Source organism: Nannocystis bainbridge, assembly GCF_028368995.1.
GTDB classification, from domain to species: Bacteria; Myxococcota_A; Polyangia; order Nannocystales; family Nannocystaceae; genus Nannocystis; species Nannocystis bainbridge.
Genome location: NZ_JAQNDL010000004.1, coordinates 138,766 through 160,025 on the forward strand (window position 1 = coordinate 138,766; position 21,260 = coordinate 160,025).

The following is a 21,260-nucleotide window of genomic DNA, read 5'->3' on the forward strand; positions in this document are numbered from 1 at the left end:
GTGCTTTGAGGGACATGTCCCGGGGGGCATGTCCCTCGATGCAGGCGCGCGCGGGCGCGGTGGATCAGCCCGGCGGGGGGGTGACGCTCTTGAGCTGGCCGCCGGTCATGTCGCTGTAGACGTAGTGGTCGCCGGCGACGGGGATGTTCTGCATGGCGGGCACGTTGAGCGGGTCGATCTTCCAGGCCCAGCCGCCCTGGTCGACCAGCCAGACGAAGCCGTCGACGTCGACGCTGACGCCGATCGGGGTCGAGCACTGGGCGAGGGTGTGCTGAGCGACGAGGGTGCGGGTGGGGACGTCGATCTCGACGAGGCCGCAGGGGCCGTTGGAGGCGACCCAGGCGTGGTCGTCGTGGTCGATGGCCATGCCGCGGTGGCAGGCGTTGGTGCCGGGCACGGAGATCCACTGGTTGGTGGCGACGTCGTAGGTCGAGACCGGGCCCGAGCAGCCGGCCAGCCACGGGTTGCCGTTGCGGTCGACGGTCATGCCGTAGCTCTGGATGTTGCTGGGCTGGGGGATCCGCGTGAGGGTGATCGGGTTCTCGTTGGCGTTGACGCGCACGAGCTCGCCGCGCAGGCCGGTGAACCAGGCGTTGCCGAGCGGGTCGAGGGCGCCGCCGTAAGGGGCGTAGCCGCTGCCGTCCCAGGCGACGGCCTCGAGCGACTGCTCCATCACGCCGGTGGCGCCGTCGACCCGGACCATGTTGGCAGAGCCGGGCTGGAGGGCGCCGAAGCCGAGCCAGACCTTCTGGTTCTTGTACGTGCAGGTGGCCTTGTCGTAGTCGCCGATGGTCCAGGTGATGCCGCGCGGGCCCTCGGTGTAACTGCCGGACCAGTTGGCGTGGACGAGGGTCCAGACGACGCACTCGTCGCTGCCCCAGGGGAGGATGTCGGCGACGCCGGTGGAGGTGGTGATCTGGCCGTCACCGTTGGCGTCGATGCAGTCGGCGATGTTGGCGGCGACGGCGGTGGAGCGACCGGTGCCGCGGGCGTTGACGACGACGAAGCGGCCGTCGCCGGAGACGGCGGTGCGGGACACGCTCTCGGTGGCGCCGCTGGGGCCGGTCAGGTAGCGCGCCTCCTCGACGAGGGTGCGGGTGTTGATCTTGGAGACGAGGCCGTCGCTGGTGGCGGGGATCCAGATGAAGCTCTCGTCGATGTCCATGTCGCCGGCGCAGCCAGTGCCGCCGTCGGGCGTGACGCCGAGGTCGAACTTGGGGCCGCCGTTGGTGGTCACGGAGGTGACCGTGGGGTTGCTGGTGGTCGGCGGGTCGCTGCTGGCGCTCTCGGTCTGACTGGCAGTGCCGTCGGTGCCCTCGGTGGCGCTGGCCGTACCCTGGGTCGGGTCGGTCATGGTGGTCTCGGGCAGGGTGAGGCTGCCGACGCTGGCCGTGACCGTGGTCGGGGCGGTGGCAGTGGCGCTGGCCGAGTCGGCGCGACCGCTGTCACCGCAACCGACGAGGAGACAGACGGCCATGGACGCGCCCGAAAACCGAGGGGAAACCATGGGGCGATGAACGCACGGTTCCACGCATGAGGGCAAGTCCCCGACGGCGAGGGAACCCCGGGGGGTCGGTGCGAGCGTCGGGGGAGCGCCGAGGGCCTCGCATGCGGGGGTCCAGCGCGTCGCGGCGAACGCGGGAGCGAGCGAGGCGCGGGAGTGACAGCGGAGGCATGGGGTCGGGCGAATGCGCGGAGCGGCTCGATCGGGTCGTGTGAGGGTCGTGGGGGCGTCGCGGGTCGATGGTGAATGCAGGGAGCACGGGCGGGCGATGCTTCGCGGGGGCGGCGTCGGGGGCGCGTCGAGACTGCGGGGATCTCCGCAGGGACTGCTGCCGGCGTGAGGGGGCGCGCGGGGAGAACACCCGCAGGACGGTCGGAGAGCCCCGCGGCTGGAGAAGCGGGGGACAGCGACCCGGGGCGGCTCGAGTCGATGGCGGGCCCGGAGGCGCGAGGCGGGGGCGCCGGCGAGGTCATGCATTTCCGGCGCGGCGCGGGAGGCGGGATGGGTATCATCGCGCCGATGTCGAGCTCTCGCCGCTCCTTCCTCGCGCTCACGGGGCTCTGTGGCGCCGAGGCGCTCCTCCACGGCCCGCCCGCGGCGTGGGCCGGGCAGCCGCCGAGCCGGATCCCGGCGCCCAGGTCGGCGCCCGCGAGCGCGGACGCGGGCATGGCCCTGCTGGCGGCGAGCCGCCTGCTGGCCGACGAGCACCTGCTGCGCACGGCCCTGGCGGCGGCGACGAAGGCGGGGGCGAGCTACGCGGACGCGCGCCTGGTGTCGATGCGGCGCGAGCGGGTCGGCGTGCGCGACGATCACGTGAGCGGGATCGGTCGCAGCGAGGATTACGGCGTCGGTCTGCGGGTGATCGCGGACGGCGGCTGGGGCTTCGCGGCGACGGCGGAGCGCAGCGCGAAGGCGGTCGAGGGGATCGCCCGGACCGCGGTGGCGATGGCCCGCCAGAGCGCGCTGCTGATGCCGCAGCCGGTGACGCTGGCGCCGGCGCCGGTGCTGCAGGGCGGGTGGGTGTCGCCGTTCGAGATCGATCCGTTCTCGGTCGCGCCGGCCGAGAAAGCGGAGCTGCTGCTGGCGGCGGCCCGGGCCGCGCTGGCGGTGCCCGGGGTGGCGCACGTGGACGCGAACGTGGCCTGCGTGCGTGAGGAGAAGCTGGTGATGACGAGCGAGGGCTCGCGGGTGCACCAGATCTTCTTCCGCGTGGTCCCGGGGCTGACGGCGACGGCGATCGATCGCCGGCGCGGTCGCTTCGCCGGCCGCGACCACGAGGTGGCGGCGATGCTGGCCGGGTGGGAGCACGTGAAGGCGGCCGACCTGGTGGGCAGCGCGCCGAAGATCGCCGAGGAGGCGCTGCAGAAGCTGCACGCGGCGCCGGTCGAGCCGGGCAAGAAGCACGCGATCCTGGCGCCGTCGAACCTGTGGCTGACGATCCACGAGAGCATCGGCCACTCGACGGAGCTCGACCGGGCGCTCGGCTACGAGGCGAACTACGCCGGGACGAGCTTCCTCGGGCCGGACAAGGCGGGCAAGTTCACGATCGGCAGCGAGATCGTCAACCTCGCGGCCGACCGCACGCAGCCGGGCGGGCTGGCGACGACGGCGTGGGACGACGAGGCGGTGGCGAGCCAGCGCTGGGACCTGGTGAAGAAGGGGAAATTCGTCGGCTGGCAGACCACGCGCGACCTGGCGGCCGCGGCCGGGGAACAGGCCAGCCGCGGCTGCAGCTACGCCGACAGCTACGCCAGCGTGCCGTTCCAGCGCATGCCGAACGTGAGCCTGCAGCCGGGCAGCGAGGGCTACACGACCGAGGACCTGATCGGCGCGACGGAGGACGGCGTGCTGATCACGGGCCGCGGCAGCTGGTCGATCGATCAGCAGCGCTACAACTTCCAGTTCTCGGGCCAGTTCTTCTGGGAGATCAAGAAGGGGCGGCTGACGCGGCCGCTGCGGGACGTGGCGTATCAGGCCAACACGGTCGAATTCTGGAGCTCGTGTGACATGCTCGGAGGGACAGACACGTACCGCCTCGGCGGCAGCATGAGCGACGGCAAGGGTGAGCCGTCGCAGAGCAACTCGGTCAGCCACGGGTGCCCGCCGGCGCGCTTCGTCGTCAACATCCTCAACACCGGGGGTGACAAGTGAGCGCGACGTCTCCGCTGAGCCCGGCCGAGGCGCGGGCGCTGGTCAAGTCGGCGCTGGCGGCCGCGAGCTTCGAGGACGTGAGCCTGCGGGTATCGGCCCGCCGTTCGGCGTACCTGCGGTTCGCCGCGGGCGCGCCGACGACGTCGGGCGAGGCGGCGCGCTTCGAGGTGGCGGTGACGGCGGCGAAGGACGGCCGGGTGGCGACGGTGTCGGGCACGGGCCGCGACACGGCGTCGCTGCAAGCGCTGGTGCGCGAGGCGGAGGCGCTGGCCAAGCTGGCGCCGCAGGACCCGGAGCACGAGCCGCCGCTGGGGCCGCAGCAGTACGCGAAGGTGGCGGCCCGTGACGCGAAGACGGCCGAGGTCGGGCCCGAGGGCCGCACCGAGGTGGTGGCGCGGGTGCTGAAGGTCGCGCGCGAGGCCAAGCTGATCGCGTCGGGGTTGGTCGAGCACGAGGACGCGGTGACGGTGCTTGCAAATCGCAAGGGGCTGTTCGCGCTGCACGCGGCGACCGAGGCGTCGCTGACGACGACGATGCGCACGGCCGACGGCAAGGGCAGCGGCTGGGCCGGTGGGTCGTCGTACCGGCTGGCCGACCTCGACGGGCCGACGCTGGCGCGGCGAGCCGCCGACAAGGCGACGATGTCGAGCCAGGGCGCGGAGACGCTGGCGCCGGGGGCCTACACGGTGGTGCTCGAGGCGCAGGCGGTGGCCGACCTGCTGGGCTTTTTGGTGTCGACGCTGCAGGCCCGCGCGGCCGACGAGGGCCGCAGCTTCTTCAGCCGGCCCGGCGGCAACGCGATCGGCGAGGCGCTGTTCGACCCGCGGGTGACGCTGCGCTCCGATCCGGCCGACGCGCGCTTTCCTTCGAGCCCGTTCGCGGGCGACGGGTTGCCGCTGCCGACGACGACGTGGATCGATCACGGGATCCTCAAGGCGCTGGCCTACAGCCGGTTCTGGGCCCGCAAGCAGGGCAAGTCGCCGCTGCCGGGGCCGCGCTCGATCTTCCTCGCGGCCGCCGATCCGGGCGAGGGCAAGGACCTGCTCGAGCTGATCCGCGGGGTCGAGCGCGGGGTGCTGGTGACGCGGTTCTTTTACAACCGCATGCTCGATCCGCGGCAGATCCTGGCGACGGGGCTGACCCGCGACGGCACGTTCCTGATCGAGCAAGGGAAGGTGGCGCGGCCGGTGAAGAACATGCGCTACAACGACAGCCCGGCGGCGCTGCTGAAGAACCTGGTGGCTCTCGGCAAGCCCGAGCGCACGGCCGGCGACGGGATGGTCACGGTGGTGCCGCCGCTGGTGGCCAAAGACTTCCACTTCGCCAGCGTCAGCGACGCGGTGTAAATTCGGGTGTCCTCGCGGACATGTCCGGAGGGGCATGTTTGCGGGGGCATGTTCGTTCGGGCATGTCTGTTCGGGCATGTCCGTGCGAGCATGTGAGACCACGCGCCGATCGGCTATGCTCGCGGGCATGTTCGTGATCTCGAGCGCGCTGTTCTTCACGGCGAGCCTCGGCGCGAGGCGGCTCAGGCGGAAGCGGGTGCAGTGCGACCCGGGCGGCTGCGCGCTGCGGTTCTGAGGCTGAGGGGTCGACGCGGCGCGAGCGGCAGCCGTCGGTGCGGGGCGAGCGGAGGCAGGTTCGGTGCGAGCCGTGCCGCGCCGACCCGTGATTGCGGCGAGGCCGGGCGGCGGGCAGACTGCGCGCCCATGCAAAATTACTTCGAGAGCCCGTTCAAGGGCCGACTGCTGGCGGAGCAGGTCACCAACCGCAACATCGTCGTCGGCCGCTTCAGCTACTACTCGGGGTATTACCACGGGCACTCGTTCGACGACTGCGCGCGGTTTTTGATGCCGGACCGCGACGACGTCGACAAGTTGATCGTCGGCAGCTTCTGCTCGATCGGCAGCGGCGCGGCCTTCATCATGGCGGGCAACCAGGGCCACCGCAGCGACTGGGTGTCGACGTTCCCGTTCCACTACATGCCCGAGGTCGCGGCCTTCGCCGGGGCCCGCGACGGGTTCCGCGGCGCCGGTGACACGGTGATCGGCAGCGACGTGTGGATCGGGTCCGAGGCGATGATCATGCCGGGGGTCCGGGTCGGGCACGGGGCGGTGATCGGCAGCCGGGCCCTGGTGGCCAAGGACGTCGAGCCGTACACGATCGTCGGCGGCAACCCGGCCCGGCCGATCCGCAAGCGCTTCGCCGACGAGCAGATCGCCATGCTGCTCGAGATGGCGTGGTGGGACTGGCCGCTCGAGCGGCTCCACGAGGCGATGCCGCTGCTGTGCGACGGCGACATCGCGGCGCTGTATCGGTTCTGGAAGGCCGCGTGAGCGCGGCTCAGTCGCGGTGGGGCAGGACGACGCGGATCCGCAGGGCGCCCTCGTCGTCGCGCCGCAGCGCGTAGGTCGAGCGCTCGAGGCCGACCTCGCGGCCGTCCTTGTCGACGAAGGGCCAGCACACGCGCACCAGCACGACGCGGTCGCCGACCCACTCGCGCGACTCGACCTCGGGGCGCGTCATCGTCACCCCGCGGTCGAGGTACTGCGCCCGCGCGGCCGCGAAGAAGCGCTCGATCTCCTCGCGCCGGGCCACCGCCTGCGCCCCGGAGTCGGCCAGCACGAAGGCCGGCGTCTCGTACAGCGTCGCCACCGTGAGGGCGTCGCCTTCCACCAGCGCCCGCCCGAGGAGGTTCAGGAACGCGTCGACCTCGCGGTCTCGCTCGGGGTTCGTCGTGGTCATGATCGAGGCATTGAGGGTGCTCCTGGACGGGGCAAGCTCGGGCGGGCCTGCGCGGGCGGCAGGGCGGCTATATTGCCGCGGAGCGCGGTTCTGGGGGGCCGAGCGCAAGGGGCGCGGGGCGGACCAGCGCGCCGCGAGCGAGGTCGTCGGGGCGCGCGGCCGGGGTCGCTGCGGGGGGCGTGTCCGCGAGGACATGAGGGGGAGGTGCGAAAGGACATGTCGTGGTGGACATGTCGTGATAGACATGTCGTGATGAACATGCCTGATAGGGCATGTCTGAGAAGACGTTCTCGTGACGATGCGTTCTGCGGCCGGGGGCGGGCGGCTTCACGGCTCGCCGAGACCGAGCCTGGCGGATTCTTCCGGGCAGGCGAAGCGGCGAAGGGGACGGCTTCACGACTCTCGGGGCCGGGCCTGGCTGAATCTTCGGCAGCTGAAGCGGGCGAAGCGGGCGGCTTCACGGCTCGGCGCCGGGCCTGGCGGGTTCGTCGGGCACGCGAAGCGGCTGACTTCACGGCTCGGTGGGGCCGGGCCTGGCGTTCTACGGCCGGGCGGAGCGGGCGACTTCACGGCTCGGCGGGGCTGGTCCTTGCGGGTTCGTCCGGGCAGGCGAAGCGGGCGAAGCGGCGGGTGAGCACCGAGTCGGGCAGGCGGGCGGTCAGGCGGGCGGCGGCGGCGGCGGCGTCGGCCGGGCGGCCTTGCAGGCACAGCAGCTCGATCGCGGCGGCCTCGCGGGCGTCGACGAGGGCGCCGCGCGGGAACTCGCGGGCGTGGCTGTCGAGCAGCAGGGCGGCGGCGGTCGGGTCGCGGGCGTCGAGGCGAGCGCGGGCGCGGTCGAGCAGGCCGACCTCGCGGGCGAGGTCGTCGCGGGCCCGCGCGCGGGCGGCTGGCCCGGGGGACAGGTCGGATCCCGTGGCTGTCCCTGCGGACAGGTCTCGCGCGGCTGTCTCTGCGGACAGGTCTCGCGCGGCTATCTCTGCGGACAGGTTCGACGCTGCTGTCTCTTCGGACAGGTCGGAGGGCGCAGGGTCCTTCGCGGCGGGCTCGTGGGCACGGTCCTTCGCGTCTGTCTCGTGGGACAGGTCCGAGCGCGCCGGGGCGCCGCGGCCGGGGGCCTGGCGCGGGGCGGCGACGACGACCGCGGCGGTCCCGGCGACCAGGAGGGTCGTCATCACCCCGGTGCGGGCGGCGGTCCAGGCGGCGGCGACGGTGGCGAGCTTGCCGTGGCCGAACAGCGGGACGATCGCGGCCCAGTTGCGCGGGGCGGCCTCGGGCGGGGGCTCGGCGCGGCGGCGGTCGGCGGCGATCTCGGCGACCAGCGGCTCGGGGCCGGCGGCCAGCTCGAGCAGGCGGGCGCGGGCCAGGCGGAGCCGCGAGTAGACGGTGTTGAGCGGCAGCTCGAGCTCGGCGGCGATCTCGGGGCCGTTCATGCCGAGCAGCTCGGTCATCTCCCACACCTCGCGGGCGCCGCGGGGCAGGCCGGCGAGCAGGCGCTCGACCTGGCGGGCGGCGTCGTGGCGCTCGTGCGGGGCCTCGCCGACGTGGCCGGTGAGGTCGCCGAGAGCGGCGATCCGGCGGGTGCGGCGGGCGACGCCGCGGTGCCAGTGCGAGGCGACGCGGCGGGTGACGCCGTACAGCCAGGCGCGCGCGGACACCTGGTAGTGGACCTGCTCGAAGCGGCGGTAGGCGGTGAGGAAGACGTCCTGGATCACGTCGTCGCGGGCGGCCGCCGGGACGCCGAAGTAGCGGGCGGCGGACCAGACGAAGTTGAACTCGCGGTCGTAGATGGCGCGGAAGCGCGCTTCGCGGTCGGTGGCGAGCAGCATGGGGCCGGAGGTGGTGTCCCCGGTCGAGATGGATTCCGTCATCGCGGGTCTCCGAGGTGCAATTCGAGGCCGAGGAGCAGGCGCAGGCTGACCGGGGCGCTGTTGAAGAGGCCGACCGGCTCGACCGGGTCGGCGAGGTCGAAGCGGGGCGAGGTCAGGCGGACGAGGCCCTGGGCGGCGAGCAGGAGGCCGAGGCGGGGGTGAAAGCGCCAGGTGGCGCCGGCGGACACGAGCGCGGCCGCCCACAGGCCGGTGGCGGCGCGGGCGCCAGGGCCACGGCCCTCGCCGCGCAGGCCGCCGAGCTCGAGGCCGCCGCACAGCGGGAACTCGAAATCGCCGCGAAACAGGCGCGCGCAGCCGCGGACGCCGCCGCCGAGCAGGTAGACGCGGACCGCGTGGGGCGGGCGCGACTCGGTCTGGGGCACCAGGTGGAGGCCGTGGAACTCGAGGCGGGCCCGCCGCCACAGCACGCCGAGCGCGAGATCGACGGTCGCGGTGGGCGCCGGCAGGGTGCCGACCTCGAGGCCGCCGGCGAGGCGGAGCAGCATCCCGGGACCGCGCCGGCGCGGCGGTGAGGGCGGGGCCAGCGGGGCCTCGGCGGTGACGGCCGGGTCGGGCGGCGGCGGCGATGGGGCGGGCGCGGGCGGTTCGAGGCTGGCCTCGGGGCGTGGTGCGAGATCGGGCGCCGGGTCGATCGCGGCGTCGCCAGGTACCGGGTCGGGCGCGAGCTCGCCGGCTTCGGGCGCTTCGAGGTCGACCGGTTCGCCGCGGGCGGCGACCGTGGGGTCGAGCGCGAGGGCGGCCAGCAGCGCCGCGGCGTCGACAAGGGCGTCGCAGCGGCGGGCGCCGAGGCGGCGGGCCTGCGTGTGGCCGGCGACGGTGAGGCGCAGGTCGAGGCGGAAATGGGTCGCGCCGGACCGCTCGACGCGGCCGTCCAGCGCGAGCTCGTCGGGGCCCGGGTCGCGGCCGAGGCGGCGGGCGATCGCCGTGGCGAGCGCGTCCCGGTCGGGGCAGCCCGCCGGGGCCTGCCACACGGCCGCGGACGCGGACGGGGGCGGGGGCACCTGGAGCGCGAGCGCTGCGGCGAGGAGCGCGGACGGCATCGACGGCTGCATCCTAGCGCAGGAGGTGTCGGCCGGCTCCGGACCGATCGCGTCGCGCGGCGTGCGCTCGGCGAGAGGGCGCGCGGGCTCGACCGGGCGGCCGATGAGCATGACCGAACGGACATGTCTCGAAGGACGTGTCCGATCGGTCATGCTCGATCGCGGGGTCGCATGTCCTCGGGGACAGGCGCCCCGCGATTCCGAGGATCGCTCGCATGTCCTCAGGGACAGGCGGAGTCAGAACCGCGCGGCGCGGCAGGCCCTGTCACGGCTTGGGCAGGTCGTTGCCCTCGAGGTTGAGGAAGGTGCGGATCGGCTTGTTGCTGCCGCCAGCGCCGACCGCGGGGATCTCGAGTCCGTCCTTGATCGGGTCGTCGTCGGCGCGGCCGTCGGCGGGGGCGACGTCGACGACCTTGTCGAGGCCGTTGGGGACGAACAGCTGCGGGTGGTCGAAGGGGGCCCGCTGGAAGACGACGTCGGGGTCGGTGAGCGACTGCAGGAACAGCACCAGGTCGGCGCGCTGCTGGGCGTTCAGCTCGAGGCGGGTGATGTCCGGGTCGAGCTCGCGGTTGCGGTGGAAATCACCGCCGCGGTTGTAGAACTCGACCACCTGCTCGAGGGTCGACATGCCGCCGTTGTGCATGTACGGGGCCGTGAGCTGGGAGTTGCGCAGGGTCGGGACCTTGAAGGCGCCGTTGACGGCGGTGCGCAGGTTCTTGATGAAGCGCTCGTTGGCCTTGTTGTCCTTCGGCTCGCCGGTCGCGGTCTTGAGCTTGCCGTCGCATTTGGTCTTGTCCCTGAACCCGCCGGGGAACAGCGGGCCGTCGACGACGACGCTCCACGGGACGTCGAAGGTGCACGGGTCGACCTCGAACGGGTCGCGCACGTCCTTGCCGAGCAGCATCTGCACGTACTGCTCGGTGAACGACAGCGGGTTGCCGAACGGGTCCTCGCCGCCGACGCCGATGTCCTCGGCGGTCGGCCGCACGCCGATGTTGTAGAAGCCGTTGTCGTAGAGGGCCGGCTCGCGCAGGTCGAGCAGGCTGCTGGGGCCGTAGCCGACGAACTCGAGCTCGCCGCCGCCGTCCTGCACGAGCACGAAGTCGAGGAACTCGCCCTCGACCTTGAAGTCGTCGCGCAGGAAGATCCGCAGCTTGGACGGGCAGCCGCTGCCGCTCTTGCGCTCGGCGTCGATCCGGATGTCGCGCGAGGGCGAGTCGTCTACGCCGAAGGTCATGGACTCGGGGTCGTAGACGCAGCTGTCGTCGTCGTCGACCTTGCTGAGGACGATCTGGCCGATGGCGGCGCCGGGCACGATCTTGTCGCCCTTGGCGGTCGGCGTGGCCTCGACGTCGAGCGAGAGGGTCCGCTCGCCCTTGCCCTTCTTCCACAGGGTGAACGGGCGCACCTTGAACGGCGGGTCGGTGCGGACGCCGTAGTTCTGGTCCTCCTCGGTCATGAGCATGCGCTCGACCAGGCCCTCCTCCTCGAACTCGTCGATGAGGTGCAGCGTGGAGGCGCTGGTGAACATGGCGGTCTTGTGGCAGTTGACGCACTTGCCCTGGTTCAGGAAGATGTCGAGCCCGGCCAGCTGGTGCTTGCCGAGCGCGTTCTTGTCGCGGCCGTCGCGGAAGCGGTCGAACGGGGTGTTGGCGGACACGAGGGTGCGCTCGTAGGCCTGGATGGCGAGGCCCCAGAACAGGCTGAAGTTGGTCTCCATCAGGGTGAAGCGCTGATCGGCGGGGACCTTGTTGGGGTCGGCGAGCACGTTCTTGTCGGCGTCGAAGTAGAGGTCGGACTTCCACAGCTTGGCGGCGAAGGCGGCCTCGATCATCTTGGCGTAGGTGGTCTCCAGGCCCTTGTTCGGGGCGGCCAGCGGGCCGAGCACCGAGTCGTCGGGCAGGACCTTCTGGAACCCGAGCGGGATGGTGGGCGCGCGCACCAGCTTGCGGCCGACGTCGGTCAGGGTCCGGCCCTGGCACGAGGCCTCGAACGGGCTGACCACCGGGCCGGTGGCCTGCGAGGCGAGCGAGCCGTTGACGATCTCGAGCTTGCGCTTGACCGGCTTGTTGCCCTTGACCTCGAGGATGAAGGCGTCCTTGTTGCGGCGGCCGAACGGGTCGACGCCGTTGAACCAGCGATTGGCCCGACCGTCCCAGAAGTTGCGGAAGTTGAAGGCGGCGTTGATCACGGTCGGGGCGTTGCGCGGCTCGACGCGGCGCACGTTGATGCCGTCGACCTGGAACGGCGGGTCCGGCACGGTCTCGCACTTGTCGTTGATGAAGCCGGGCTTGACGGCGATGAAGTCGGCCCGCCGCACGCCCTGCGAGGAGGTGACGTCGTCGCTGTCGAACAGCACCTTCGAGTTGCGATCCTCGGGGTCCTTGAGGACGTGGAAGGGATAGTCGGCGGCGACGAGCTGGAGGTTCGGCCCCTTGCCGCCGGTCCGGGTCTTGTCGAACTTGCCGTTGCCGCCGAGCAGGCCCGGACTCAGCTGATTGCGCGAGCGGTTGTCGGCGCCGGCCGAGAAGTGACAGCTGGCACAGGCCTGACCGTCGCTGCCGCTCTGCATGTCCCAAAAGAGGGCCTTGCCGAGCGCGATCGCGGCGTCGTTGTCGACGATGAGGTCCGGCTCGATATCCTTGCCGGTGATCCGGTCGAACAGCGGCGGGAGCTTCTCCAGGGCCAGAGAGCCGGGGATGTCGTGCTTCTCCTCCTCGACGCCGCTCGGCGGCGGGACGACGCCAGGGTCCGAATCTCCGCCCCAGATGAACTCATAGTCACATCCGGCCGCCGACAGGACACCGAGCCCTATGCCCATGCCCGCGAGCGTGGCGAACCATTCACAAAGGCGATTGTGCATGGCCTGGTTCATTGATTGCGCGGCCCACGGGTGTTGTGATCCCGTCGATGTCGGCGAATCCCCCCAGGGCGGTCGCAGGGTGAACGACGTAATCGGCCATGCGTCCGCGGCGACGCGCGCACGGAAACGTGGATTGCGGCCCCGGCGCCACGTTCGGCAGGATCAGGGCCGGGGCGCGGCGGGAACGGGATGTCCCGAAGGACAGGTCAGCGGCGCCGCGGCGGGCGTGGGCGCCACTGGTACTCGCCGAGATCGATGCGGCCGTCGTCCTTGAACTCGACGCCCTCGGCGGTCAAGAGGGCGCGCTGGCGGTCGCCGGCGTGGCCGGGCAGGCTGATCTCGCCGCGGGCGTTGAGGACCCGCTGCCATGGCACGGGGGCGCCGCCGGGCAAGGCGTGGAGGGCGTAGCCGACCTGGCGAGCGCGCCCGGGCAGGCCGGCGAGCTCGGCGATCTGGCCGTAGGTGGCGACGCGGCCGCGAGGGACCCGCTGGATGGTGACGTAGATCCGCTCGTAGTCGGGGTGCATGGCCGACTACGAGCGACCGGCGAGGGCGACGACGCGGTCCATCAGGCGCTCGACCTCGGCCTCGGTGTTGTAGAAGTGAGGGCCGAGCCGCAGGCCGCAGTTGGGCCGCCAGTCGAGCTTGTAGCGCTCGTCGATGAGCCGCTTGCTGGCGTCTTCGCTGCCCTCGAAGTCGACGGCGACGAAGCCGGTGCGGCGCTCGTGCTCGATCGGCGAGTGGACGACGAGGCCGGCCTCGTGGGCGCGGTCGATGATCCGCTGGCACAGGGCGAGGTTGTGGGCCCGGATCCGCTCGACGCCGATCTCGTGCAGGTTGTGGTAGGCGGCGAGGGCCACGTAATAAGCGGGGATCGAGGGCGTGCCGGCGAGGAACCGGCGGTGGTCGTCGGCGTAGCGGATCGGCGGCGGCTCGAAGGCGAACGGGTCCTGGTGGCCCATCCAGCCGGTCATGCGCGGGCGCAGGCGCTCGCGCAGCTCGGGCTTCATCCACATGAAGGCGGTGCCGGGCCCGCCGCACAGCCACTTGTGGCTGCCGCCGACGACGATGTCGGCGTCCCACTCGGCGACGTCGATCGGGACGGCGCCGGCGGTCTGGTAGACGTCGACCATGACGAGCGCGCCGACCTCGTGGGCGCGGCGCGTGATGGCGGTGATGTCCTGCAGCGCGCCCGAGACGTAGATGCCGTGCGACAGCGGGACGATGGCGGTCCGCTCGTCGATGGCCGCGAGCATGCGCTCGGTCGGGATGGTCATGCCGTCGTCCGACGGCACCAGCGCGAGCTCGGCCCCGAGCTCGCGGAAGCGCTCCCACACGTAGAGCACGTTGGGGAACTGCAGCGACTCGACGACGACGCGGTTCTTGCCGCCTGTGTAGTCCAGACAGGAGGCGATGGCGGCCTGGAAGTAGGCGACGTTCTGGTTGAGGATCGTCTGCCCGGGCGGCGCATTGAGGAAGCGCGCGGCGCTGTCGGCGGCTTCACGCATGACGTCGAGCCAGCGCGGCCACACCTCGACGCCCTCGCTGGCCCAGTCGTCGGCGTACTTCTGCAGCGCTTCGGCGGCCTGCCGCGGCATGGCCCCCATGCTGTTGCTGTTCATGTAGGTCGAGTGGGCGAGGATCGGGTAGTCGTCGCGATAGCGAGCCAGCTGCGGCTGGAGTTCGGGGCGGATCGAGTTCACGGGGCGGTCCTCTTGGTCGCTTGGATGTCGTAGGGGCGGAACTCTTGCCGGCTGGTGCGGCGACCGTTCATGTCGGTCAGCTCGCGCTTGCTGTAGCCGTTGGGGCCGGACCGCGGCAGCTGGCGGCGCACGAACGTCTCGATGATCCGGCGCGCCTGCTCGGCGACGTCGGCGCGGGTGCGATCGATCTCCGACATGGCCTCCTCGGGCACCTCGCCGGCGAACTCGACCCGGTAGGTCTCGTCGCACTCGTCCCAGCGCTGGAACAGGAGCTCGCGCCGCTTGGCCGGCTCGCCGCCGGCGCTCCACAGCTCGAACAGCTCGCGCTCGAGAGTGCCGAGGCGGTAGGTCAAGACCTGCAGGGTCCACTCGATCGCCAGCTGCGTCCGCAGCTCGCGCGTGCGGTTGAGGAACTCGCGCTTGGCGGCGGCATCGGTCTCGGGGCCGCCGAGCAGGTCCTGCAGCTTGACGAGCCACTCCGACGGGCCCGACATGCCGAGCCCGGACATGTTGATCTGGCGCAGGGCGGCGCGCGAGCCCTTGACCTTGTTGCCGTTCTGGTCGCGGTTCCAGCGGTCGCCGAAGCGCACGCTGCCGTCGGCGTTGAACACCGCGGTGAAGCGCTTGCCGGCGTCGACGTACATCATGGTGCCGTCGCGCTGGCGCTTCAGGCCGAGCGAGCCGAGGGTGTCCTCGGAGACAGGTTTGAAGGCCCCGGTCCCGTAGGTCCGGAGCGAGCGCGGCGACGGGATCTTCGGCACGCCGCCGGGCGCCTCGGCGCGCTCGTTGCCCTCGGCCTCGACCTCCTCGGGCACGGCGACGGTCGGCGGGGCCGGGCTCGCGGGCGCGGGCCGCGGGCCCTCGGGCGCGGTGGTCGGGCGCGGGTCCGCCGGCGCCGGGCCCTCGGGGCCGGACACCGCGGGCGGCGCGAGGCCGATCGCCGCGACGAGGGCGAGCCAGGCGACCACGGCGACTACTCCTTGATGAGCTCTTCGTACTGCTCGGCGGTCAGCAGGCGCTCGAACGCGGCCGCGTCGGTCGGACGGATCTTGACCATCCAGCCGTCGCCGTAGGGGTCGGTGTTGACGTCCTCGGGGGAGGCGTCGAGCTCGCCGTTGACCTCGACCACCTCGCCGTCGAGCGGGGCGTACAGCTCGCTGACAGCCTTGACCGAGTCGACCGTGCCGAACTCCTGGCCCGCGGTGAGCTGGGTGCCGCCGGTCGGGAGGGTGACGAGGGTGACGTCGCCGAGGGTGTTGCTCGCGTGCTCGGTGATGCCGACGACGATGGAGCCGTCATTCTCGAGGCGGGCCCACTCGTGGTCTTTGGTGTAGCGGAGGTTGCTCGGGATCTTGCTCATGGTGAATCTCGGGACAGGTTGTCGGAGACAGGTGCTTCGGGACAGGCGCTTCGGGACAGGTTCTCGAGGACAGGCGAGAGATCAGGCCTCGGGGCGGCGGTAGAACGGGCCCTTGACGACCTCGGCGGTGAAGGTCTTGCCGCGCTGGGAGATCGTGAGGGCGGTGCCGGGGGCGGACAAGCCGACCGGGACGTAGGCGATGCCGACGGCGCCGCCGACGGTCGGGGCCGGGCCGCCGCTGGTGACCTTGCCGACCCCGGCGCCGCCGGCGTCGACGATGTCGGCGCCGGGGCGGGCGATGCTCTTGGCCTCGGTGACGCGGAAGCCGACGAGCGCGCGCTGGAGGCCGGCGGCCTTGATCCGCGCCAGCGCCTCGCCGCCGACGAACTCGTCGCCGCGGGCCCGCTTGTCGAGCTTGACGACCCACCCGAGCCCGGCTTCGAGCGGGTTGGTGGTGGCGTCGATGTCGTTGCCGTAGAGGCACAGCTTGGCCTCGAGGCGCAGGGTGTCGCGGGCGCCGAGGCCGATCGGGGCGGCGCCTTCAGCCAGCAGGGCGTCCCACACGGCGACGGCGCGGGCCGGCTCGACGAACAGCTCGAAGCCGTCCTCGCCGGTGTAGCCGGTGCGCGCGGCGACGATCGAGGCGCCGGCGACGGTGGCCGAAGCGAAGCCGAACGAGGGGACCTGGAGGAGCGCGTCGTCGCCGGCGAGGCGGGCGACCAGGCCGCGGGCCTGCGGGCCCTGGACGGCGATCAGCGCCACGTCGTCGGAGTGGTTCTCGATCGCGCACAGGCTGCCCGCGTGCTCGCGGAAGTGGGCGAAGTCCTTGGCGATGTTGGCGGCGTTGACGACGATCCGGTACCACTCGGGGCCGTGGCGGTAGACGATGCAGTCGTCGACGATGCCGCCGTCGGGGTAACAGACGGCGGTGTACATGGCCTTGCCGTCGGTCAGCTTGGCGGCGTCGTTGGTGATGAGCTTCTGGATGGCGGCCAGAGCGCCCGCGCCAGTGAAGTCGACCTCGCCCATGTGAGAGACGTCGAAGATCCCGACCGCGGTGCGCACGGCGCGGTGCTCGGCGAGGATGCCCTCGTACTGCAGCGGCATGTGCCAGCCGCCGAAGTCGACCATCTTGGCGCCGCGGGCGACGTGGGCGTCATGAAGCGGTGTGTGCTGGAGCGAAGACGTTTCGGCCATGGTGCTGCCCCGTTCCCATAGCCAACTTCGGCCGCCGCGGGAAGGGCCGCGCCGTGCTACACCCCGGGGCGATGCGCTCCGAGAGGGAACCCGGAAGCAAACCGCGTCGCGGCGCGGCGCATTTCGCGCCAGTCGCGCTGGCGTCCTGCCTGGCCCTGGTGGCCCCCGCGTGCGCGGCTCGCAACAAGGGCGCCGCGCCGACCGGCCATAACTCGTTCGGGCAGGGCACGCGCTACATCCAAAAGGCGGTCCGCAGCAGCAGCGAGGGCGTGATCATCCTGCCCTCGAAGCGCGCGGAGAACCTGTTCGACCTGGCGCGCCTCAACGAGATCGCCCAGGCCCTGCGGCCGCCCGCCGCGGCGTGCTTCGTCAACCGGGCGATCGACACGATGAAGCGAGGCAAGCGCGACGGCGAGGACGCGTACGTCGACGTGCCCGAGGGCCAGGTCAAGATCCGCACGCGGCTGTCGCCCGACGGCGAGGTGCTGCGCACGGAGGTGCTCGACACCGGCTTCAAGGACCCGGAGATCGAGCCGTGCATCATGGAGGCGATCCAGGCCCGCAAGTGGATCAAGAACCGCAGCGGGGTGGTGCAGTACCTCGACGTGATCTACTGGGTGAGCCTCGGCGACGGCTCGGAGGACAAGTCGCCGGAGGCGAAGGCGGAGCTGCGCCGGCAACAGGCGATGGTGGCGATCCGCGGCAAGGGCTGCCTCGAGCGCCGCGTCGGCGCCGGGACGTACCCGGTCGAGGGCCTCAACCTGGTCGACCGCGACGGCAATACGCTGGTCAGCCGCGTCGAGCCGAGCTCGCTGCCGCAGAAGGTCCAGGACTGCCTGTCGGTGGTGCTGCGCGAGATCCAGATGCCGCGCGCGCCAGGCTCGTTCGTGCGCCCGATCTCGCCGCAGGTCGAGTACACGGTGGCGACCGACGGCACGGTGTCGTTCGCCGACGAGCGCTGGATTAATTTGATTCTGATGGAAGAGAAGGCGGCCCGCGAGGACCGCCTGGCAGAGGTCGACCGCGGGCTCGGGATCGCGGAGCCGAAGCCGGAGCCGACGATCGAGACCACCGAGCCGCCGGCCGGTGAGGAGCCGGCGAGCGAGCCGGAGACGCCGGCGCAGGACCCAGGGCAGGGCGGGATCAAGCTCAAGCTCGGCGGGCACCGGCGCGCTGGTTCGCCGCGCTGAGCGGGGCCGCGAGCGGGTGGCGCTCGGGACATGTCGTGGCGGGCATGTCCGATGCGGCATGTTCGAGTGGACATGTTCGATGGGACATGGCCTGGACTGCGGGTGCGCGGCGACGGGTGCCCGTCGAGGAAATCGCGCGGCCGAGGACGCGGGGCCTGGAGAGCTGGGTGACGGCGGGCACGGCCTGTCCAGGAAATCGTGCGGCCGAGGACGCGGGGCCTGGAGAGCTGGGTGACGGCGGGCACGGAGCGGCGGAGCGGGTCCCTCGCCACGGCGGGGCCCTCCCAGGCAACGTGCTCGGCGCCCTCGGGCTTCGATGGTGTTCTGTCTCTTGAGACAGGTGTGTGTGCTTCGCGGACGATGGCGCCTGCGCGCGGTTGCCTGCGGCCCCTCCCGCCTGCGTCCCACTCCGCCGCTCCGTGCCCGCCTGAGGAGAGCGTCGCCGGCCCCGCTTGTCGCCCCGCGAGTTCGTTGCAACGCATGGCGCGGGTAGCCGCCGTTCCACCCGGCGATGATGACCGCGCGGCTCCTGGACGCGTACTCGCAGGGCGTGTTCTCGTCGTGGAAGAGCGAGCCGCGGGTCGACTTCATAGCCGTGACGGCGCGCCAGCGATCGGCCCACCGTACGATCGACGACTTTCGCCGCCGGCACCTGGCAGTCCTCGGCGGTCTCTTCGGACAGGTGCTCGAGCCAGGCCAGCGCGCCGGGCCGGTGAGGCTCGGACACGTCGCGCTCGACGGACGAAGATCAAGCGAACGCCTCGAAGCACAGGCGATTTAGCTGCGCGCGGATGAAGGAGGTCGAGCCGGAGCTCGCGGCCAAAGGCCGGCGCGCTGGTTTGCCGAGGCCGACGACATCGATCGCCGCGAGGACGACCGGCACGCTGATGCTCGCGGCGACGAGATACCGGCATGGGTGCAGAGCAAGCAGGAGCGCCTGGCGAAGAGCCACGCGGCGATGGCGGCCCTCGAGGCCGAGGCTGCCGCCGAAGCCGCTGGCCGTGAAAAGGACCGGCGCGCCGCCGAGGAGTCCAGGGCGCGCGACGAGGCGCGGCCGATGCCCACGGGTCGAGACCTCGTCACATAGCCGATGGGACACCTTCCGAAAGTCGCAGCGCAACTTCGCCGATCCTGAGAGCAAGCTGATGATGACTACGGACGGCTTCGTACAGGGCTACGACGCCCAGGCCGTGCCTCACAGATGATTATCGCCGAGATGGTGATCCGCGAGCAGAACGACTTCCAGGTGCTCACAACCTGCGAAAGAGAGTGTCCACAGTCGGTCGAGCCGCACTCGCCGCTGCTCGGTGAGGCTCCCCGCGCGGCGACGAGCGGGGCCGGCGACGCTCTCCGCAGGCGGGCTCGGAGCGGCGGAGTGGGACGCAGGCGGGAGGGGCCGCAGGCGACCGCGCGCAGGCGCCATCGTCCGCCAAACACACCCACCTGTCTCAAGAGACAGAACACCATCGAAGCCCGAGGGCGCCGAGCACGTTGCCTGGGAGGGCCCCGCCGTGGCGAGGGACCCGCTCCGCTGCTCCGTGCTCGCCGTCACCCAGCTCTCCAGGCCCCGCGCCTTCGGTTGCGCGATTTCCTGGACAGGCCGTGCTCGCCTCTCCAGGCCCCGCGTCCTCGGTTGCGCGATTTCCTGGACAGGCCGTGCCCGCCGTCACCCCGCGTCCTCGGTTGCGCGATTTCCTGGACAGGCCGTGCCCGCCGTCACCCAGCTCTCCAGGCCCCGCGTCTTCGGACGCATTTATCACAGGCTCCTACGCCGTCTCGGCGAGCGCGGGCTCGAGGTCCACGTCCGTCGTCTCCATGATGCGGGCGAGGGTCATGTAGAGGCCGATGGTCACCAGCAGCTCGAGGACCTCCCGCGCGGTGAACCGCTGGACCATGGCGGCGAAGGTGAGATCCGTGGCTCGCACGTCGCGCAGCACCTCGGTGGTGAATCGCAGCACCAGCTGCTCGCTCTCGTCGAAGCATGGGACCTCGAATTCGCCGCGCTCGAGCGCTTCGATCTGCTCGCGCGCGACGCCGGCATCGAGGGCGATCTGCACGTGGTGGGCCCACACGTAGCGCGCCGGCGACAGCCGGGCGACGCGGAGGATCGCCAGCTCGCGCAAGCGGGCGTCGAGCACCTGCTGGACGAGCACCGCGTCGCCGAGGGCGACGAGCGGGCCGAACAGGGTCGGCGCGTGGGCCACGATGCCGAAGATGTTGAGCCGCCCGGACAGACCCGCGAACACCTGGCGAACGACCTCGGGCGCAGTCTCGGGATCGACGTACGGGAGGCGGGCCATCTCCCAGCGATATCCATGGCGCGAGTACAGCGTCAAGCCACGGGCTGCGCCAGCGTCCGACATGGACCTTCGATGCGCTGACTGTGTTCCTCTGGCCGCAGAGGGGTTTTCGCAAGGCGGGCCCGGAGCTCCGGATCACGGCCTGGCCTGAGCCGCGGGCTTTCGCAGGGGCGGCATTTCGCTGCGAGCGTTGCGGCGCGTGCTGCCCGTCAATGGCGCGGCTGCGTCTCGACCTCGCCGACCATCGGCACGAAGCGGACGGGCAGGATCGTCTCGACATGGAGGTCGCCGCGTGGGCCCTTTTCGAGCACCTTGAGGTCCTGCACGAATTGGCCGACGGGGATCACCAGGCGGCCGCCGGGCGCAAGCTGTTCGGTGAGCGGGCGCGGGAGGGTCGGGGCGGCGGCGGCGACGATGATGGCGGAGAACGGGCCGGCCTCGGGCCAGCCGCGGTAGCCGTCGCCGGCGCGCACGTGGACGTTGTCGTAGCCGAGCTCGTCGAGGAGCGCGGAGGCCTGCTCGGCGAGGTCGGTGACGACCTCGATGCTGTAGACCTCGGCGCCGAGCTCGGCGAGCACGGCGGCCTGATAGCCGGAGCCGGTGCCGACGTCGAGGACGCGGTCGCCGGGCTTGACGTGCGCGAGCTGGGTCATGAGCGCGACGATGTAGGGCTGGCTGATGGTGGCGCCGTGACCGATCGGCAGCGGGTGATCGCCGTAGGCCTGACGCTGGTCCTCCTGCGGCACGAAGCGCTCGCGCGGGACCCTGCGCATGGCGGCGAGCACGTGCTCGTCGGTGATATCGCGGGCGACGAGCTGCTGCTCGACCATCCGGCTGCGGGCGTGTGACGGTTCATCCATGGCGGCAGCGCACGCGACGACCGTGCACAGCAGGAGGCTCGCTCGACGCATGACGAGAAGGTAGCGCCGTGGTCGAGTCAGGCCCGCGCAGAGCCGGGAGCGCGGCCAGGCTCAGGCGTGGCGGGTCGAGGCAGCGGCGGTCGGACGGCGGGTCCCCGGGGACATGACGGAGAGGGCAGGCAGGCTCGGCCGTGACCCGCGGCGGGGCGCGCGAGCAGGTGGCTCGGCGTGGGCAGGCGGGCTCGAGCGCGCGCCCGCGCCATGGGTCTGTGCGGCCCTGAAGCGCGCGTCGGCTTCGCGGCGGGCTCTTCCGCGTGACGGGCCTGCGCAGCCCTGAAGCGCGTGGCTTCGCAGCGAGACCCTCGAAGCGCTGCGCCACCGCGAAGGGCGGCGACCGGTGGGAGCGCTCCGACGGCGAGGTGGCTCGCCGTGCTGCCGTGTGTCCTCGAGGACATGTC

17 protein-coding genes are annotated in these 21,260 nt (G+C 72.0%); 5 read left to right on the forward strand and 12 right to left on the reverse strand.

Features of this window, described 5'->3' with window-relative positions:
* Window positions 1–64: 64 nt before the first annotated feature.
* On the reverse strand, window positions 65–1,477 hold the full coding sequence (locus POL25_RS37950; protein ID WP_272091275.1) for an NHL repeat-containing protein: 1,413 nt from the start codon (window positions 1,475–1,477) through the stop codon (window positions 65–67).
* A gap of 546 nt (window positions 1,478–2,023) precedes the next feature.
* Here POL25_RS37950 and POL25_RS37955 point away from each other — a divergent pair.
* From POL25_RS37955 to catB, 3 genes are all read left to right on the forward strand, one after another.
* Window positions 2,024–3,655 carry a TldD/PmbA family protein gene (locus POL25_RS37955; RefSeq protein WP_272091276.1) on the forward strand — a complete coding sequence of 544 codons (1,632 nt, stop codon included), beginning with the start codon at window positions 2,024–2,026 and terminating at the stop codon, window positions 3,653–3,655.
* Window positions 3,652–5,001: a TldD/PmbA family protein gene (locus tag POL25_RS37960; protein ID WP_272091277.1), complete on the forward strand. Its 1,350-nt coding sequence runs from the start codon at window positions 3,652–3,654 to the stop codon at window positions 4,999–5,001. The genes POL25_RS37955 and POL25_RS37960 overlap by 4 nt, the downstream gene beginning before the upstream one ends.
* A gap of 363 nt (window positions 5,002–5,364) precedes the next feature.
* The gene (catB, locus tag POL25_RS37965; protein ID WP_272091278.1) at window positions 5,365–5,991 is read left to right on the forward strand and encodes a type B chloramphenicol O-acetyltransferase; all 627 of its coding nucleotides are present in this window, start codon (window positions 5,365–5,367) and stop codon (window positions 5,989–5,991) included.
* Between the two features lie 7 nt (window positions 5,992–5,998).
* Here the strand turns inward: catB and POL25_RS37970 are convergent, their stop codons facing one another.
* The 9 genes from POL25_RS37970 to gcvT form a co-directional block, all read right to left on the reverse strand.
* Complete coding sequence (locus tag POL25_RS37970; RefSeq protein WP_272091279.1) at window positions 5,999–6,400, reverse strand: DUF6841 family protein; 402 nt, start codon at window positions 6,398–6,400, stop codon at window positions 5,999–6,001.
* 566 nt (window positions 6,401–6,966) lie between these two features.
* Entirely contained in the window at window positions 6,967–8,268 is a 1,302-nt protein-coding gene (locus tag POL25_RS37975) for an RNA polymerase sigma factor (protein WP_272091280.1), read from the reverse strand.
* A complete protein-coding gene (locus tag POL25_RS37980; protein ID WP_272091281.1) occupies window positions 8,265–9,329 on the reverse strand; it encodes a hypothetical protein in 1,065 nt (354 codons plus the stop codon). The genes POL25_RS37975 and POL25_RS37980 overlap by 4 nt, the downstream gene beginning before the upstream one ends.
* A gap of 265 nt (window positions 9,330–9,594) precedes the next feature.
* Window positions 9,595–12,192: a cytochrome c peroxidase gene (locus POL25_RS37985; protein WP_272091282.1), complete on the reverse strand. Its 2,598-nt coding sequence runs from the start codon at window positions 12,190–12,192 to the stop codon at window positions 9,595–9,597.
* A 206-nt stretch (window positions 12,193–12,398) separates the two neighbouring features.
* Window positions 12,399–12,719 carry an MGMT family protein gene (locus POL25_RS37990; RefSeq protein ID WP_272091283.1) on the reverse strand — a complete coding sequence of 107 codons (321 nt, stop codon included), beginning with the start codon at window positions 12,717–12,719 and terminating at the stop codon, window positions 12,399–12,401.
* A 6-nt stretch (window positions 12,720–12,725) separates the two neighbouring features.
* Complete coding sequence (locus POL25_RS37995) at window positions 12,726–13,895, reverse strand: aminotransferase class V-fold PLP-dependent enzyme (protein ID WP_272091284.1); 1,170 nt, start codon at window positions 13,893–13,895, stop codon at window positions 12,726–12,728.
* Window positions 13,892–14,863, reverse strand: coding sequence for a hypothetical protein (locus POL25_RS38000; protein WP_272091285.1), 972 nt, complete (start codon window positions 14,861–14,863; stop codon window positions 13,892–13,894). The genes POL25_RS37995 and POL25_RS38000 overlap by 4 nt, the downstream gene beginning before the upstream one ends.
* 5 nt (window positions 14,864–14,868) lie before the next feature.
* Entirely contained in the window at window positions 14,869–15,255 is a 387-nt protein-coding gene (gene gcvH, locus POL25_RS38005) for a glycine cleavage system protein GcvH (protein ID WP_272091286.1), read from the reverse strand.
* An 81-nt stretch (window positions 15,256–15,336) separates the two neighbouring features.
* Window positions 15,337–16,452, reverse strand: coding sequence for a glycine cleavage system aminomethyltransferase GcvT (gcvT, locus tag POL25_RS38010; protein WP_272091287.1), 1,116 nt, complete (start codon window positions 16,450–16,452; stop codon window positions 15,337–15,339).
* 158 nt (window positions 16,453–16,610) lie between these two features.
* Between gcvT and POL25_RS38015 the strand changes: the two genes are divergently transcribed.
* Window positions 16,611–17,642, forward strand: a complete 1,032-nt coding sequence (locus POL25_RS38015) for a hypothetical protein (RefSeq protein ID WP_272091288.1) — start codon at window positions 16,611–16,613, stop codon at window positions 17,640–17,642.
* Between the two features lie 511 nt (window positions 17,643–18,153).
* On the forward strand, window positions 18,154–18,423 hold the full coding sequence (locus tag POL25_RS38020) for a hypothetical protein (protein WP_272091289.1): 270 nt from the start codon (window positions 18,154–18,156) through the stop codon (window positions 18,421–18,423).
* Between the two features lie 985 nt (window positions 18,424–19,408).
* On the opposite strand, the gene POL25_RS38025 is transcribed toward POL25_RS38020, so the two are convergent.
* Window positions 19,409–19,942 carry a carboxymuconolactone decarboxylase family protein gene (locus tag POL25_RS38025; RefSeq protein WP_272091290.1) on the reverse strand — a complete coding sequence of 178 codons (534 nt, stop codon included), beginning with the start codon at window positions 19,940–19,942 and terminating at the stop codon, window positions 19,409–19,411.
* Window positions 19,943–20,151: 209 nt separating this feature from the next.
* On the reverse strand, window positions 20,152–20,853 hold the full coding sequence (locus tag POL25_RS38030; RefSeq protein ID WP_272091291.1) for a protein-L-isoaspartate(D-aspartate) O-methyltransferase: 702 nt from the start codon (window positions 20,851–20,853) through the stop codon (window positions 20,152–20,154).
* Window positions 20,854–21,260 lie beyond the last annotated feature (407 nt).

Bases quoted from the DNA above. Each gene is read 5' to 3' on its own strand.
- POL25_RS37975 (WP_272091280.1), bottom strand. From the start codon at position 8,268: ATGACGGAATCCATCTCGACCGGGGACACCACCTCCGGCCCCATGCTG.
- POL25_RS37955 (WP_272091276.1), top strand. From the start codon at position 2,024: ATGTCGAGCTCTCGCCGCTCCTTCCTCGCGCTCACGGGGCTCTGTGGC.
- POL25_RS38020 (WP_272091289.1), top strand. From the start codon at position 18,154: ATGATGACCGCGCGGCTCCTGGACGCGTACTCGCAGGGCGTGTTCTCG.
- POL25_RS38030 (WP_272091291.1), bottom strand. From the start codon at position 20,853: ATGCGTCGAGCGAGCCTCCTGCTGTGCACGGTCGTCGCGTGCGCTGCC.
- POL25_RS37970 (WP_272091279.1), bottom strand. From the start codon at position 6,400: ATGACCACGACGAACCCCGAGCGAGACCGCGAGGTCGACGCGTTCCTG.
- POL25_RS38025 (WP_272091290.1), bottom strand. From the start codon at position 19,942: ATGGCCCGCCTCCCGTACGTCGATCCCGAGACTGCGCCCGAGGTCGTT.
- POL25_RS37985 (WP_272091282.1), bottom strand. From the start codon at position 12,192: ATGCACAATCGCCTTTGTGAATGGTTCGCCACGCTCGCGGGCATGGGC.
- POL25_RS37950 (WP_272091275.1), bottom strand. From the start codon at position 1,477: ATGGCCGTCTGTCTCCTCGTCGGTTGCGGTGACAGCGGTCGCGCCGAC.
- catB (WP_272091278.1), top strand. From the start codon at position 5,365: ATGCAAAATTACTTCGAGAGCCCGTTCAAGGGCCGACTGCTGGCGGAG.
- POL25_RS37990 (WP_272091283.1), bottom strand. From the start codon at position 12,719: ATGCACCCCGACTACGAGCGGATCTACGTCACCATCCAGCGGGTCCCT.
- POL25_RS37980 (WP_272091281.1), bottom strand. From the start codon at position 9,329: ATGCCGTCCGCGCTCCTCGCCGCAGCGCTCGCGCTCCAGGTGCCCCCG.
- gcvT (WP_272091287.1), bottom strand. From the start codon at position 16,452: ATGGCCGAAACGTCTTCGCTCCAGCACACACCGCTTCATGACGCCCAC.
- gcvH (WP_272091286.1), bottom strand. From the start codon at position 15,255: ATGAGCAAGATCCCGAGCAACCTCCGCTACACCAAAGACCACGAGTGG.